Origin of the sequence: Neochlamydia sp. TUME1, assembly GCF_000813645.1 — a bacterium.
Lineage (GTDB): Bacteria > Chlamydiota > Chlamydiia > Chlamydiales > Parachlamydiaceae > Neochlamydia.
This window is the reverse complement of sequence record NZ_JRXI01000135.1, coordinates 34,073-48,599: the sequence shown is the minus strand read 5'-3', so window position 1 is coordinate 48,599 and position 14,527 is coordinate 34,073. Positions and strand designations below refer to the sequence as shown.

Genomic DNA, 14,527 nt, shown 5'->3' with positions numbered 1-14,527 from the left:
GAACATAAGCCTAGCCTAGCTTTAATTTGCTAGAAATGTCAGCTTATAGAAGCTGAGCGAAGCTTAAATGCAGGAGAATAAATAAAAGAGGATTAGGAAAAAGAAAAGGCGCCAACAAACCGCCTGCTTAGCATAGGCAGAGAAAGTACCCATAAGATACTTTCTCTGCCTTTCTTTTTATAAGTTTACTTACGTTTACGTTCTTGCTCGGTAAGAAAACGTTTACGCATGCGAATAGCATCAGGGGTAACTTCGATCAGTTCATCGTCTTGGATGTAATCGATTGCTTGCTCGAGAGTAAATCTACGGGCAGGCACTAAAATAACGTTTTCATCACTGCCGGAGGCACGCATATTCGTTAGCTGTTTACCTTTAGAAACGTTAACCATCAAGTCATTATCGCGGCTATTTTCGCCCACGATCATGCCCTCATAAATATCATCACCTGGTGAGACAAACATGGTGCCTCGATCTTGCAAGTTGAAAAGCGAGTATCCCGTGGCTTTTCCTGGAGCCATAGAGACTAATACTCCACGGAGACGACCAGGAATTACACCTTTCCAGGGGGAGAAGTTTTCAAAGATAGAGGTAAGAATCCCTAAGCCGCGTGTTTGGGTTAAAAATTCATTACGGTAGCCCATTAATCCCCGAGTAGGCATTGAAAATTCCATACGGGTGATTTTATGCTCATCGGTATCCAGATGCTGCATTTCCCCTTTACGGCGGGATAACTCTTCGATCACTGTACCAGCATATTCCTCAGGTACTTCAATATGCACACGTTCCATCGGTTCATGCTTTTCACCCTCGATTTCTTTAATCACGACGGTAGGCTTAGAGATACTAAATTCAAAGCTTTCGCGGCGCATTGCTTCAATAAGTACGGCCAAATGCAATTCACCTCTTCCAGCGACAGAAACTTTTTCATCGGTGGCGTCAATACGTAAGGAAATATTTGCTTTTTTCTCTTTTTCTAGCCGCTCACGGAGTTTGTTCATAGTTACATGCTTACCACTACGACCTACAAAGGGGCTGTTGTTGACTGTAAAGTCAATAGAGACGGTAGGCTCATCCAGTTTGATAGGAGGAAGGTGAACAATTTTACTTGGATCGGTAAGGGTATCGCCGATCATGATCGAAGGGATTCCGGATAAAATTACAATATCGCCTACAGAAGCTTCTTCGAGTTCAATTCTTTCTAGGCCACGAAAGCCTTCTATGCGGGAAATCGTTGATTTTGTCTGCTTGCCAGAAGCATCAATATGGATGACCTGTTGGCCTTTTTTAAGTGAGCCTTCTAAAATACGTCCTGAAGCTTGGCGGCCTAGGAAGTCATCATAATAGATGGTAGAAACTTGCATAAGAAAGGGATTCTCAAGGTCCCCTTTAGGTTCAGGAACTGCATCGATAATCAATTCAAAAAGAGGACGCATATCCTCTCGAGGATCATTAACATGTTGGGTAGCAAATCCTGATAACCCTGAGGCATAGCAATAGCGGAAATCTAATTGTTCGTCAGTGGCCCCTAGCTCATTAAAAAGATCAAAGGTAAGATCTAAAACTTTGTCTGGATTGGCATGTGGACGATCGATCTTGTTAAGAACAACAATAGGTTTTAGACCCATTTTAAGAGATTTAGATAATACAAAACGCGTTTGGGGCATAGGGCCTTCTTGCGCATCGACTAGTAGTAATACGGAGTTAACCATCCCAAGAATTCGTTCCACTTCCCCAGAAAAATCTGCGTGTCCAGGCGTATCGATAATATTGATTTTGAAATCTTCAAATTGGACGGCAGTGTGTTTAGCAAAGATTGTAATTCCCCGCTCTTTCTCTTGATCATAGGAATCCATGATACGTTCGGGTATTTGTTGATTATCTCGGAAAATATTGGATTGCTTAAGTAAGGCATCCAATAGAGTGGTTTTTCCATGGTCAATGTGAGCGATAATAGCTATATTACGAATCTTATTCTTTGATGGCATCATAAAGGTATACTTTTGTGAATTATTAATATGAAACTTATTAATGCTAACACGCTTTAAGTATAGATTTCAATGCTTAAAGTATTTTTTGCAAAACTAGAGAGCGTTTTATGTTGTTTAAATTACTATCTAGCCTTTAAACTGAATAACCCTAAAGCTAATAACTTCTCTCGGAGATTCGATGTGGAGGCGTCTTGGAAGCTACAATTCATAATAAAAAAGAAGATAATGACGAAGAACATGGCTATACTTTTAGCTTATTAGACTCAAAAAGAAGCCATCTCGATGATGTATTAAATGAAAAGCTTGAAGATGCTTTTCATCAGCATACCTCTGATATTGTTTTGCATGATGTAGCTAAAATTGCTAGCCAGCATGATCCTATTGATATGGCCCATGCCGTAACCCGTTTGCCTCCTCAGGCGCGTGTAATTGTCTATGAAAATCTTCCTGATTTGAATGCCAAAATTATCTTTATGATCAATACGAGCAGCTCTACCCGCTCTGCAATCTTTCGGCAGATTGATGACAGCGAAATTAAAAGTTTGATAGAAAAAATGCCTCCTGACGAAGCAGTCTGGATCTTAGACGATATGTCTGATCGAAGAATGAGAAGAGTCTTCGATCTTTTAGAACCTAAAAAAGCGCAACGCATTAAAGAGCTTCAAAAGCATGACCGACATAGTGCTGGTCGCTTAATGACAGACGAATTCTTTGCTTTTCATATGAATACCACCATTGGGGAAGTGTCCGCTTATATTCGTGATAATCCGGGGATAGAGTTGACACGTCGTATTTTTGTTTTGAATGATGAGGGCCAGCTGGTGGGTTATGTACCGGGTCGAAATCTTATTGTAAATCCTCATTATCTGCCTTTGCGCCAAATCATGCGTCCAATTCTGCAGAAAGTCACTGTAGATGTTTCCCGTGATGAAGTAGTAGATGTCGTGGAGCGTTATAAAATTCCTGCTTTGCCTGTTGTGGATGAAAATGAGCATTTAAGAGGAGTGATTACCTATGAAAGTGTAGTAGAGGCCATGGAAGATATTGCTGATGAAACGATTGCTAATATTGCTGGTACGGCCGAAGATTATAGAGAGTACGAACCTATTTTAAAGAGGTTTTTAGGAAGAGCTCCTTGGCTGATGGTGACTCTATGTGCAGGTCTAGTTTCTACCGGGGTTATGTCTCATTTTTATGATCGTTCTTGGTTTGCTTTACTACCTTTTTTTGTGCCTCTCATTACGGGTATGTCGGGAAATGTAGGGATTCAGTGTAGCACTATCCTCGTACGAGGATTGTCAACAGGGGATATTTCTCCCGGATATAAAAGTGAGGCTATTAGCCGTGAGCTTGCTATAGGCTTACTGATTGGATTAGTATTTGGTTTAATTTGTGGAACTGTAGTCTATCTGCTTAATTACTTTGGAGTGCATCATCTTCAGGCTGATCCTTTATCCTTAGGGATTACAGTTTCTTGCGGAGTGTTTGGGGCCTGCTTAGCGGCAACAATGCTAGGCTCTTTTTCGCCCTTCTTTTTTGTGCGGTTTGGCATCGATCCGGCGGTTGCTTCTGGACCTATCGTCACAGCTTTCAATGATGTATTATCCACTTTGATCTTTTTTCTCTTTGCTCGCTTAGTTTATGCTTTCATTACTTAAAGGAAAAAACAAACTTTGATAAGTGGCCACAGTTTTTAAATTTACCAGCTTAAGAGGCCTTAATGAAGAGAAATTATGTCTAAAATTGAAGGAAAAGATGTGAAAGAGTATCTTACTTTGCTTAGCGTCAATTTAGTAGTAAAGGTAAAAAATCTTCGAGAATATGTAAAGGTTATCTATCGTTATTACCGCAAGCTTTCCTACGCTGTAGTGGATAGCTCACTTCTTCTTATGTATCTTTTTGATAATCCTTTTACCGTGAGTCGTCGCTATTTTTCTTGCCGCTCAGATAGCGAAGAATACATTTATGGAGAAACACCCTTAACCACATTAGAAAAAATTTCTAAAGAAGCGCGTATTCAATCGCAGGATCTTGTCATTGAATTAGGGTGTGGGCGTGGCCGTACCTGCTTTTGGCTACAAAAGTTTACAGGCTGCCGTGTGGTAGGATTGGATATGGTTCCAGATTTCATTCTTCGTGCTAAGCGTATCCAGCATAAATTAAAAATTACCCATTTAGAATTTAAGCAAGAAAATTTTTTATTAGCAGATCTTACTAAAGCTTCTGTCATCTATTTGTATGGTACTTGTTTAGAAGATCAAACCATCAAAAGGTTAATTGAACAGTTAAAACAGTTAGCACCAGGTACACGCATTATCACGGTCAGCTATCCTCTAACTGACTATACCGAAGAGCCTACCTTCGAAATTATGAAACGTTTTTCAGCACCTTTTACCTGGGGGAAGGCGGACGTTTATATTCAAATTAAGAAATAGCTGGCAATAAGTAATGAAAGAATAGCAGAAAAAATTTACTTTTTGGCGTGCGTGAAAGTTATCTAAATTGCTAATTTATAAGAGAAGCTAACCAAAGTTTTCCATCCATACATTTTTTCCATGCATGTATCCTTTAGAGGTCATGTGAAGGCATCTTTTAAACTATAAGCTTTTATGTTAGGGGATCTAATATTCAATCTACACTCTTTCTCCCCTTCTGCTTGATAATTCTTAAGGTAGGCTTAATCAAGCAGAAAAGTGGAGAAAAAAACTTAAGAAGGTCGAGGGGCAACAAAGCCTTTTATAAAGAGCTATTGGGATTCATGTTTTGCCAATGATAATGATCAATTTGGAAAGTTAGCATCAGTATAAGCAGACGATAATCGATAGCCTGTTCGCGGAACAAAGTAGGATCTAGGATCTCCACCGTCCAATCATCTTTTAAGCTAAAAAAATGCCTCCACAAATAGGCAAACACTTGATGGGTAGCAGGATCAATAACGGTGTATTTAGTGCCGCAAAGATTTATCTTTGCTGAAGCAGCATGATAGCCATCTGCACGATATAGATCGAAAATGGGGAAAAAGTGAACAATTTTTTCTTCTACTTTTCCTAATAATTGTTCGTCTCCATCATAAATGTCAAGGCTGGCTCCCCAATCAAAAAAACTCATATAAGCTTTTGCTTGTAATTTATTATGGGGATCATAAAACAAATAATGGGAAGCTCCTTCCTTAATATGCTTACGATGCACAGTTCCCATCGGCTGATCTTTAGAAAGAATATCGAAAGTATGGGTAAGAGAAATCCAATGCTGTCTAATATAAAATTTTGAAGGTATCTCTTCGGCTTGAATGGTTAGCTTGTTAAAAGCTACAAAGAGAAATAGAAGGATGATTAGCTTTTTTTTTAGCATGTAGCCTCCCTAGATAGAACGGTAAATAGCAAGTGAGCTACCAACAATTTAAGTTTATTTCTTTTTAAAAGTCGATGAATTTTAATTATTGCTGAGGTAGGCCTTAAAATTTAATAGGGGATAGAAAAAATTAATTAGAGACTGTCTATGCAGGCCGCTAGGCTTGCTGCTTGTACTAAAATAATGGTTAGGGGATAGGCTTTTAGGTTGTTTTATAATCAAAAGTCACCTTATAATTAGTTTTTCGAGAAGCGTTCATAGGATCAAGTAGGGAGCGAGTACATGAAATTTATTTTATATTTTATTTTCTTTGGTTTATTGTTTTATGTCATCGCTTTATACTTTCCTGAAGCATTCCAAACATTAGTTTCTTGGGCCGATAAAGTTTTTGCTTTTCTTCAAAATTTATTTATAGCAGCTATAGACAAAGCAAATTTAATGATGTCTACTCCTCCTGCCATTCCTGAACAACCTGTTCATTTTGAGGCTCCTCAAGAGCTAGCCTGCCTATGGAATTAACCTTCCCTATCTAGCTTATAGGCCTTTTGGCTAATAATTCTATGGATTTATCCAGGCAATATTGAAGATTGGTTATTAATGAGGGATAGCCTCTACGCAAGAAAATCTTAAAAAAGTATCTCTGAAAATCACGTTCTTTGCTCTTGTTGGTTTCGTCATAACTTTAGAGCCTCCTGCTTTCGAATATTTTAACAGAATGGCTATCGCTAAAGATAGCTATAGAATTAGAAATCTTGTAAGCGGTCACGGGGGACAAAATGCTTGAAATATTGATGCTCAGAAAACAATGTAAATCAGGAAGTGTAGTAAATAGGAAAAACAGCTATTTACAAGCATTTTTTGTTTTGCAGATGCCCGTAGAATCGCGTCTAAAGCTGGGCTTGTCCTGTGACCGCTTACAAAAAAAGCCTACAGATTATTTATCAAGACCATGGCTTATGAAGCTTTGCAAAGAAGGCTTAAGAATCGTTCCCTGGAGTTTTTTTCAAATTTAATCAATGGAATAATAATAGGTGCTTATGATTCCTGGAAGCCCTCTGCCTAGCTTATCCGCCCAAGAAAATTGATGAGTTGACTTGCAAGCTTAGAATAGAATGTAAAGCGGCGTTAGGTTGTCTTCCTATCCAATCACTCCCTTCTATATAGGCTAATCTTTTGCTTGAGCTATACTGAGTGTCTTTCTTGCAAATATTTGTGTTACAATATTATAGACCGTTAAAAGCATAAGAAAAGGATAACAGACCTTTAAAATGGGGATTAGAAAAGCAGAAATGCCTGCAAACTGCAGATTGGCTACAATGAATGTAGCAAGAAGGGTACCTATTAATGCTGTTTTGTAGCTAATTTTATTTTGAAAAACTGTATGGCTAATAAAGTCTGCAAATACATTAGAAAGAGCAATAGCGGTAGTCAGGCAAGCCAACGCAATGGTCGAACATACCCAAATGCCTGCTGAAGGGCCTATTATCTCCATCGTAATTGCTCCTAATAGCTGCTCGACGCTTTCTACTTTTAATTTGGCGCTATGAAAAGAGGCAACATAACTAAAGCCTATATAAGTAAGGGCTAAGAGAAAAGCGCCTAGCGCACAAGATCTTAAGCCGATTTTCACTAGACTTTCTTGAGGATATAAAGCAAGGGTGTTTTTTAAGGAATTAAAAATGATGGAGGAAAAGAACAAAGCTGCTAACAAATCCATAGTATTATAGCCTTCTTTTAGCCCTTCTAAAAACACTGTTAAAGAAGGTTGCTGTTGAGGGGAAAAGGAAGATACTTCGGCTGTTAGCAGTCCTTTAGTAATAATATAGGCCAAAGATCCTAACAATAAAGGCGTTAAAATATATCCCAACCATTCCATAATATATCTTTTCTGATAGGTAAAGAAGAAGATAAGCCCGCAGGCAAGAGCGTTAAATGCTACCGGAGAGAAATCCCCTACAGACATTCTTACTGTAGAGGAGGCTAGAGCGATGCAACGGGGCAGTGAACCTAAGGGTCCTAACAAGGTAATGATAAACAAAGCTATTAAAAACCCTGGAAACTTTCCTAACACCGCAAAATAACGTTTATGATCTCCCTCGAAAAGGAGCATGGCGAATAATCCCCCAAAAGGTACAAGCACAGCCGTAATCAGTAAACCTAAAATGGCAAAAAATGTTTTGTCTTGAGCATAATGTCCGATAGCAAGAGGAAAGATCACGTTTCCTGCGCCGAAAAACATGGAAAACATCGCAAGGCCTGTCGCAATAGTTTTAAGGTGAAGAGATATTCTCATCGTTTTAGCTTCCTATAAAATTAGTCCCTCTATGAAATAATTAAAGGGATATGATTTTTTATTATTTTTTCGATCGACAATAAAGATAGATAAGAAAAGTTAGATGTGCGCGTGGCGCACCACTAAGACACTTGATAAAAATAGTTTACTGGAAACCAAACAAGGTAAGATAAAATTTTTCATAAAAGCAATAATAGTTGTTAATAAGCTATTAAGTCAAGCAATATTTGTTCTCTGTTATTGGCTTTTTTATACTACAACTGTGCTATCTAAAGGATTGTATAAGAGGGTAGTAAAATGTAGGCTCGGATTTTCTTAAGTTTGATTGGGGTGAGAGCCATCGAGAGTGCAAATGCTGGAAGGAAACTAAGGGAAAGAAGGGCTAGCCTGAGAACATGGATGGTGAAAAAGTTAAGGAAAAATAAAACATTATTTATAATTTATTTGCTAAAAAATATTAAATAAAAAAGCAAGGATAGCTTGCTTCAAACTCAAGGCAAAGAGAGTAATAATATAAAAAAATATTTTATTTCTATTGCACAAAAAGGCTAGCATACGATTTGAACATCTCTTCTCTTAAATAAGCTGATCAATCTACCTATTAATAAAGGTGGGAGATGTTGTGCTAATTTTAAAGGCACAAAGGGGTCTCATTTAGCATACAAATGGCTTTTTTAATCTATTTATAGCTAGCATAATATTATTACGTGTTCCAAAAGCTGTAAAACGTATAAATCCTTCTCCTGAGGGGCCAAAACCTGAGCCAGGCGTGGTAATGATGTGATAGTTTTCCAGTAAAGCTTGAAAAACTTCCCAAGATTTGCGATTTTTAAACCGTACCCACAGGTAAGGGGCATTAGTTCCGCCATACACTTCCCAGCCCTGTTGTTCAAGAGCTACTTTGATTAGTTGAGCATTTTCCAGATAGAGCTGGCAGGTTTTTTTCACTTCCTGGAGGCCTCTATCTTCAAGAACGGCCATCCCACCTTGTTGAGCTATATTGGAGGCCCCATTAAAAATAGTAGTAGTGAGACGTTGCCAATCTGCATTTACTGGGGTTCCATCTTCATATTTTAAGGCTTGAGGGATGATTGTCCAGCCAAGGCGTACTCCGGTGAAGCCTGCAAGCTTGGAAAAAGAGCTTACTTCGATGGCCACTTCTTTGGCGCCTGGGATTTCAAAGATAGATTTGGGTAAAGAAGGGTCTTGTATAAAGCTGGCATAGGCAGAGTCAAATAAGATAATCGTTTGATTGCTTTTAGCAAAGTCAACTAATCTGGTTAATTGATCTTTTGTAGCTACAGCTCCTGTAGGGTTATTAGGGGAACAAAAATAAATGATGTCGGTGCGAGGTGTTCTTTCTAGATCGGGAAAAAAATTATTTTCAGGAGTACAAGGCATGTAAACAATATTGCTTACTCCTTGGATAATACTGCCATCTACATAAACAGGGTAAGCTGGATCTTGAATAGCTACCGATACATGCTTTCCCAAAAGCATCTGAAGGCGGCCTATATCGCACTTGGCGCCATCGGAAACAAATACTTCTGAGGAGGAAATGCGATTAAAATAAAGTTGGGAAGCGATACGCTCGCGAAGCTCATTAAGTCCTTGTTCAGGTCCATAGCCACTATAACCTTGGATGGTTCCCAATTTCATAGCTTCTTGTGACATGGCATGAGCAATAGAAGAAGGAATGGGTTCTGTTGTATCACCAATTCCTAGACTGATCACCTCAGCTTGAGGATGATCAGAAATAAATTTAAGCTTACGCTTATGGATTTCAGGAAATAAATATCCGTTATTAAGCTTTGCAAAATTAGCGTTTCTTTTTATCATATCGTTAGTTTTTTATATAACCTTGTTGATAGACTAGCTCAGCAGTTAAGATCCCACCTCCAGCTGCTCCTCGAATCGTATTATGAGAAAGAGCTGTAAAACGGTAATGAAAAAGAGGGCATTCTCTTAAGCGTCCTGCTACTATAGACATTCCATTGCCTTCAAGCCTATCTAAACGAGGCTGAGGCCGATCTTTTTCATCATGATAAACAACCGGGCAAAGGGGAGCAGAGGGTAGATGAAGGTCTTGAGGGGCTCCTTTAAAAGTCTGCCAGGCTTGCAAAATATCTTCTAAGGAAGGTTTAGTAGCAAATTCTACTGAAACGCATGCCATATGGCCATCTAGCACTGGAACGCGATTACAGGTTACAGAGAGCGAAATACCTGAAGCATTGACAATCCTATCCTCTTGAATGTTTCCCCAGATTTTTAAAGGCTCACTTTCAGATTTTTGTTCTTCGCCCTCAATGTAGGGAATAATATTGTCTTGGATAGCGTAAGATGAAACCCCTGGATATCCAGCCCCGCTTACTGCTTGCAGGGTAGTTACCATCAGTTTTTTAACCTGAAACTTTTGATGCAAAGGTTGTAAAGGAATCATATAGCTTTGAAGGGAGCAATTCGGTTTGACAACAATGCAGCCTTGCGTCCAACCCCGATTTTTTTGTTGTTCTTTAATCATGCTCAGATGATGAGCATTAATTTCAGGGATTAGGAGGGGAACATCAGGAGTGTTACGGTGATAAGAAGTATTAGACATAACGGGTAAGCCAGCAGCCGCATAACTTTCTTCATATAGCTTAGCAATAGGGGAGTCCACAGCTGAAAAAACGAGGCTACAATCTCGTTTGCATTGCTCAATATTTTCTATGGAATAAACAGGAAGTTTTCCGTGTGTTTCGCTAAGAGGCGTATTAGGAAGCCAGCGGTTCTGGACTGCTTCTGCATAGCTTTTACCAGCTGATTGCTTGGATGAGGCTAGGAAAACCACTTCAAACCAGGGGTGCTTAGACAGTAATTGTAGATATTGCTGGCCAACCATACCTGTTGCACCTAAAATGCCTACAGGAATCTTTTTCATACAAGTTTCCGTAAAGTGAATAGGGGAGATTATAGACAATAAGGCTATTTTTAGGAATATGAGAATAGGCTTTTTTTGGTCAAATTTTCTAGCCTACAAATTCTACCTTGTTTTACCTTAAATGCCAAAACTTATGCTTACTACTAGGATCTGTATGCCGGATATCAGCATGATTGTTGAGAAAAAGTAGTTGACAAGGACCGAAAAGAATAATTAGCCTATTTATTAAAATTTGCTACAAACCTAGATTTTAAGCTAGTAAGGCTGGCAATATGAACTCTCCCATCCATCTTCAAAGCGATGCCTCTACTATTCCCCAGGTAGAGTTACCTCATTCTTCTTTAGTTGTGCAAAACGTGGCTGAAGAGAGTAGCCTTACGGATTCATTAGCTAAAAAAAGTGAAGCCGACGAACTCTTAGATTCCCGATTAGTTGTAAATACGGAAGTCTTAATCGATGATGCCCCTATCCCTTTATTTGATCTGTGTATCTTTGAGCAGACTCAAGGAGAGAAAAAAAGAGAGCTTATCAAGCAATTTGGCGATGGGCTCAAGAATATAGGGTTTGTCGCCGTTAAGGTGGAAGCTCTACAGCCTTTAATTGAAGCTGCCTACCTTGAGATGGAAAAATACTTTAATCAGCCGCTAGAAGAAAAAATGAGAGATTGCCAGGAAGATCCTTCCATAGGCTTTTCTCCCCAGGGGCGAGAGACAGCCGCAGGAGCTTACCATCCCGATCTTAAAGAGACTTTTTCTATCCCCCCTAATTTTAAGGAGTGGCCTGCAAATCGCTTAAAATTTCAAGAGATAATGTCTCTTTACCATCAGCAATTTACCAAACTGGCCGCTTTGTTCATGGGATATCTGGCTGAGTATTTAAATGAGCCGCCTGAGAATATCCTTATACCTGCTATGAGTGGGAATCATTTATTGCGGTTAGCTCATTATCCTGCCCCCAAAGCTGAAGATGATCCTCAAGCAGTGTGGGCTAGTGCGCACGAAGACCTGAATCTCTTAACTTTACTTCCTTCTGCTAAAGTCCCTGGATTACAAGTCATGACCAAAGAAGGGGAATGGAAGCATGTAAATATTCCTAAAGGTTATATCCTTATCAATACGGGTGAACAGTTATACTATAAAAGTGCTGGATTGATTCGCGCCCCTCGCCATCAAGTTATCAATCCAGGAGGTCTATATGCGCGGCAGAGACGTTTTGCTAGCCTCTTTTTTTTCTCATGGCCTGCTAATTTTTCCTTAATACCTTTTGCAGGCTGTTTAAATCAAGTGATGGCTGATATGCCTGAGGGAGAAAAAGAAGAATATATAAAAAATTTTCCTGAGATGACTGTCCAAGAATGTTTGGAAGCACGCTTGATAGAAATGCGTATTATTCTTGAGCCTTCGGAAGAGTTAGTCAAAACTTTAAGTCAAAAAGGGCTGTTAAAAATGCCTCCTCACGAGCTTATTGCTCTTTATCCTTCCATTTTTTCAGATGAACAAAAAGGGACTTAACTACTAAAGTTTAAAAGATAAAAATAAGAAGGGGTTAAACGCAAGCTTACAAGTAAAAACAGGAAAATAAGTTGTTTACTTCATCTTATTGCCTTTCAGGTTTTCTTAAAAACTTTGTTTTGATTTGTAAAGCTGCTTCTTTAAGAGTTAGTTAGAAGATGAGCTAAAACAACGCTGTTTAAAAAAATCTAGGCAAATTCATTATTCTTGAGAGGGAAGGCCTTTATTCGACGATACAAAAGCCTTCTTCATAAATAGGGCCAGTTTTACCAATTTTTAGTTTATTCTGAAAAAATTCGCGATAAACTTTCAGTCCTTGTTGGGCATTCTGGATGCAGTAAAAGCAATTAGTAATCCACTCCGAGCCTTTGATTGTGCCGGTGGTATAATTTAATTGAAAGCGGCTGGTAATTTTTTGTCTCCAGTAAGCGGGTTCTCCAAATAACAACACAGGATTTGAAGGAACTGAACCGACTTTTCGGCGCACTTCCTCTAAGGAATATTCAAAATCTGTGCCAATTCCACCTTCTAAAAAGATAGGAAAATCGAGATTAAACTCTGCTTGGCGCTCTACAAGTTTATCTAGGCGATAAGTCATTTTAGCGTCTATATAAGGATTTTGCCGCTGTTCATTGACCACCGTCTGAGGACCTGCTCTAAAATCGACTATATTAGCGCAAGAAAGCATCTGGTATTCTTGTGCGACCCGATTTCCTACCTCCATAGCCCCAGGCCCACCGCCCGTAATTAAAGCAAGAGGTGTATCTTTTTTTTAGCAAAGGATGATTCATTTCTTGGCGCATCTCTATTACGCCTTTTAGAAGTTTCCTTAGCTCAGTTTCAAAATTTCCTTCAAGTAAGTTAGAGCCATAAATACCGAATACTGTAGAGTTTAGAAAAGTTTCGATTTTTCCAAGAGGAACGAAGAGCCCTGAGTCATAGCCGGGCTTTTGCACAAATTGTAGAACCTTATGGCTAGTTTCATCTACCCAAAACACGGGGATGGCAAACTTATTAAGATCGTGTAAAAGAGCACGATCTTCTGCAGAAAAAAAATCTAGATGGGATTGGGAGGCATATTGAAAATATATTCCTTTAAGACATCTTTGCACTTGATCGCTTAATAACATACGTTTCATGAAAGGAGAGGGAAAATAACGAGTAAGGAGGATACCTTGGCTCGTAATACTTGAATCATCGATAGCTTTTAAAAAGGGATAAGAGGGCTGTTGCTCAATGAAACGTTCGACCATGAGTGCTTGTCTAGCTCCATGGCCCCATTTGGGAAACTCTTGAAAACGTGACGTGCGTGTAATCCAGGTCTCTGGTTTAAGATTGAGAAATTGCTCTCCTTTTACCACAAATACTGCCGCACGATTTTCTATAGGCTTAGGTGCAGTTTTAAAAGCTTCAAAAAGTACATGAGTATCTTCTAGACAAGACTGTAGTTGATCACGATCAGAAAAATACACATGTTCGCGGTAAGGTTCTAAAGTATAAAATTCTAAAGGAATATCGGTAATTTCTCTTTGACTATTGCCATACAATTCATAAACGTCACCTGAAGCATAGGTATCAGGCTGGAGAACCGATGCTGTTGTGTGCTGGACTTCGGTAGAAAGAAGTTCTTGGGCTACATGGCCAAAAACCGTTCTAATATGTAAGGGTAAAGTGCGGACAAGTAAAAGCTCATCTTTGTTTACCTCTCGAGGCTGATCTAGCTCCCATTCTTGGTGAAGTTTTAAGATTTCCCGCATACTAAGAGAGGATTTTAATGCTTTTGCGACGGTAGGAAGGAAACCATGAATGGTCGAGGCATATTCACCCCGCCCTTTTAGTAAGGATAGGTAGGCTACCGTCCGCCCATCCACTTTATCTAGGATTAAATGATCACTTCCATGTAATCCTCCTAATGAAAGTAGAGGCCTTCCCCATCGATCAGAGCGCCCAAACATGCGCAATAAATAATCAGGATCACGCACGCGACGACGCTCATCCGCAGCAAAGAGGCGACCAATGGTTGCTCCCACTTCAATTTGTTTAAGCATTTCCGCGCCTATCTTTCCGAGGGCGGAAAGATGAACTTTAACTTCAGCACAGCCATTTTGCTTATCCAATTGATATTCAATGCCTATACCATTTACTCCTAATTGTGCAAGCGTGCTTTTGATATTAAAGAAGATATGATTTAAATCTATCTCGAATCCAACAAAAAGTGAAGGTATTTGATTAATAAAAACTGTTGCCACTCTAGTGTTTTCATTGATAGGCCCTAAATGTGTAATTATACCGTCTGGAGTGACTAAATCTAAATACTTTGTTTCAAGAAATAATTGGCTATTCATACACCTCCTAGCAGAAGGCTGATCATATGAACCTGTCTAAAATTAGTCAATGTCACTGCTTATGTAAAAAAATGTGAGCAAACACTTAAAAATTTTATAGAGCAAAAAGGAGTCACAGA

At 39.1% G+C, this 14,527-nt stretch carries 11 protein-coding genes; 4 read left to right on the top strand and 7 right to left on the bottom strand.

Translation table 11 applies throughout. The annotated features are described in order from the left end of the window. Positions 1–185: 185 nt before the first annotated feature. Positions 186–1,985, bottom strand: coding sequence for a translational GTPase TypA (typA, locus tag DB41_RS06440; protein WP_039385586.1), 1,800 nt, complete (start codon positions 1,983–1,985; stop codon positions 186–188). A 206-nt stretch (positions 1,986–2,191) separates the two neighbouring features. On the opposite strand from typA, the gene mgtE reads away from it, so the two are divergent. Then, positions 2,192–3,646, top strand: a complete 1,455-nt coding sequence (gene mgtE / locus DB41_RS06435; RefSeq protein ID WP_039385585.1) for a magnesium transporter — start codon at positions 2,192–2,194, stop codon at positions 3,644–3,646. A 75-nt stretch (positions 3,647–3,721) separates the two neighbouring features. Beyond that, complete coding sequence (locus DB41_RS06430; protein ID WP_052243967.1) at positions 3,722–4,423, top strand: class I SAM-dependent methyltransferase; 702 nt, start codon at positions 3,722–3,724, stop codon at positions 4,421–4,423. Between the two features lie 301 nt (positions 4,424–4,724). Here the strand turns inward: DB41_RS06430 and DB41_RS06425 are convergent, their stop codons facing one another. Next, positions 4,725–5,339 carry a hypothetical protein gene (locus DB41_RS06425; RefSeq protein WP_052243966.1) on the bottom strand — a complete coding sequence of 205 codons (615 nt, stop codon included), beginning with the start codon at positions 5,337–5,339 and terminating at the stop codon, positions 4,725–4,727. Between the two features lie 282 nt (positions 5,340–5,621). Between DB41_RS06425 and DB41_RS06420 the strand changes: the two genes are divergently transcribed. After that, positions 5,622–5,858 carry a hypothetical protein gene (locus DB41_RS06420; RefSeq protein WP_052243965.1) on the top strand — a complete coding sequence of 79 codons (237 nt, stop codon included), beginning with the start codon at positions 5,622–5,624 and terminating at the stop codon, positions 5,856–5,858. Between the two features lie 646 nt (positions 5,859–6,504). On the opposite strand, the gene DB41_RS06410 is transcribed toward DB41_RS06420, so the two are convergent. From DB41_RS06410 to asd, 3 genes are all read right to left on the bottom strand, one after another. After that, positions 6,505–7,632 (bottom strand): branched-chain amino acid transport system II carrier protein, encoded by a 1,128-nt coding sequence (locus DB41_RS06410; RefSeq protein ID WP_052243964.1) that lies wholly within the window; start codon positions 7,630–7,632, stop codon positions 6,505–6,507. Between the two features lie 654 nt (positions 7,633–8,286). Further along, the gene (locus tag DB41_RS06400) at positions 8,287–9,471 is read right to left on the bottom strand and encodes an LL-diaminopimelate aminotransferase (RefSeq protein ID WP_039385560.1); all 1,185 of its coding nucleotides are present in this window, start codon (positions 9,469–9,471) and stop codon (positions 8,287–8,289) included. A gap of 4 nt (positions 9,472–9,475) precedes the next feature. Further along, on the bottom strand, positions 9,476–10,552 hold the full coding sequence (gene asd, locus DB41_RS06395) for an aspartate-semialdehyde dehydrogenase (RefSeq protein ID WP_039385559.1): 1,077 nt from the start codon (positions 10,550–10,552) through the stop codon (positions 9,476–9,478). A 272-nt stretch (positions 10,553–10,824) separates the two neighbouring features. Between asd and DB41_RS06390 the strand changes: the two genes are divergently transcribed. Next, the gene (locus DB41_RS06390) at positions 10,825–12,063 is read left to right on the top strand and encodes a 2-oxoglutarate and iron-dependent oxygenase domain-containing protein (protein WP_052243963.1); all 1,239 of its coding nucleotides are present in this window, start codon (positions 10,825–10,827) and stop codon (positions 12,061–12,063) included. Between the two features lie 223 nt (positions 12,064–12,286). On the opposite strand, the gene DB41_RS12300 is transcribed toward DB41_RS06390, so the two are convergent. After that, a complete protein-coding gene (locus DB41_RS12300; RefSeq protein WP_238578449.1) occupies positions 12,287–12,751 on the bottom strand; it encodes a hypothetical protein in 465 nt (154 codons plus the stop codon). Continuing rightward, on the bottom strand, positions 12,735–14,408 hold the full coding sequence (locus DB41_RS06385; RefSeq protein WP_238578448.1) for a hypothetical protein: 1,674 nt from the start codon (positions 14,406–14,408) through the stop codon (positions 12,735–12,737). The genes DB41_RS12300 and DB41_RS06385 overlap by 17 nt, the downstream gene beginning before the upstream one ends. Positions 14,409–14,527 lie beyond the last annotated feature (119 nt).

Excerpts from the sequence above, each read along its gene's own strand:
- asd (WP_039385559.1), bottom strand. The coding sequence starts at position 10,552 with ATGAAAAAGATTCCTGTAGGCATTTTAGGTGCAACAGGTATGGTTGGC.
- DB41_RS06420 (WP_052243965.1), top strand. The coding sequence starts at position 5,622 with ATGAAATTTATTTTATATTTTATTTTCTTTGGTTTATTGTTTTATGTC.
- DB41_RS06400 (WP_039385560.1), bottom strand. The coding sequence starts at position 9,471 with ATGATAAAAAGAAACGCTAATTTTGCAAAGCTTAATAACGGATATTTA.
- DB41_RS06385 (WP_238578448.1), bottom strand. The coding sequence starts at position 14,408 with ATGAATAGCCAATTATTTCTTGAAACAAAGTATTTAGATTTAGTCACT.
- DB41_RS06390 (WP_052243963.1), top strand. The coding sequence starts at position 10,825 with ATGAACTCTCCCATCCATCTTCAAAGCGATGCCTCTACTATTCCCCAG.
- DB41_RS06430 (WP_052243967.1), top strand. The coding sequence starts at position 3,722 with ATGTCTAAAATTGAAGGAAAAGATGTGAAAGAGTATCTTACTTTGCTT.
- DB41_RS12300 (WP_238578449.1), bottom strand. The coding sequence starts at position 12,751 with ATGCTTTCTTGCGCTAATATAGTCGATTTTAGAGCAGGTCCTCAGACG.
- typA (WP_039385586.1), bottom strand. The coding sequence starts at position 1,985 with ATGCCATCAAAGAATAAGATTCGTAATATAGCTATTATCGCTCACATT.
- DB41_RS06425 (WP_052243966.1), bottom strand. The coding sequence starts at position 5,339 with ATGCTAAAAAAAAAGCTAATCATCCTTCTATTTCTCTTTGTAGCTTTT.
- DB41_RS06410 (WP_052243964.1), bottom strand. The coding sequence starts at position 7,632 with ATGAGAATATCTCTTCACCTTAAAACTATTGCGACAGGCCTTGCGATG.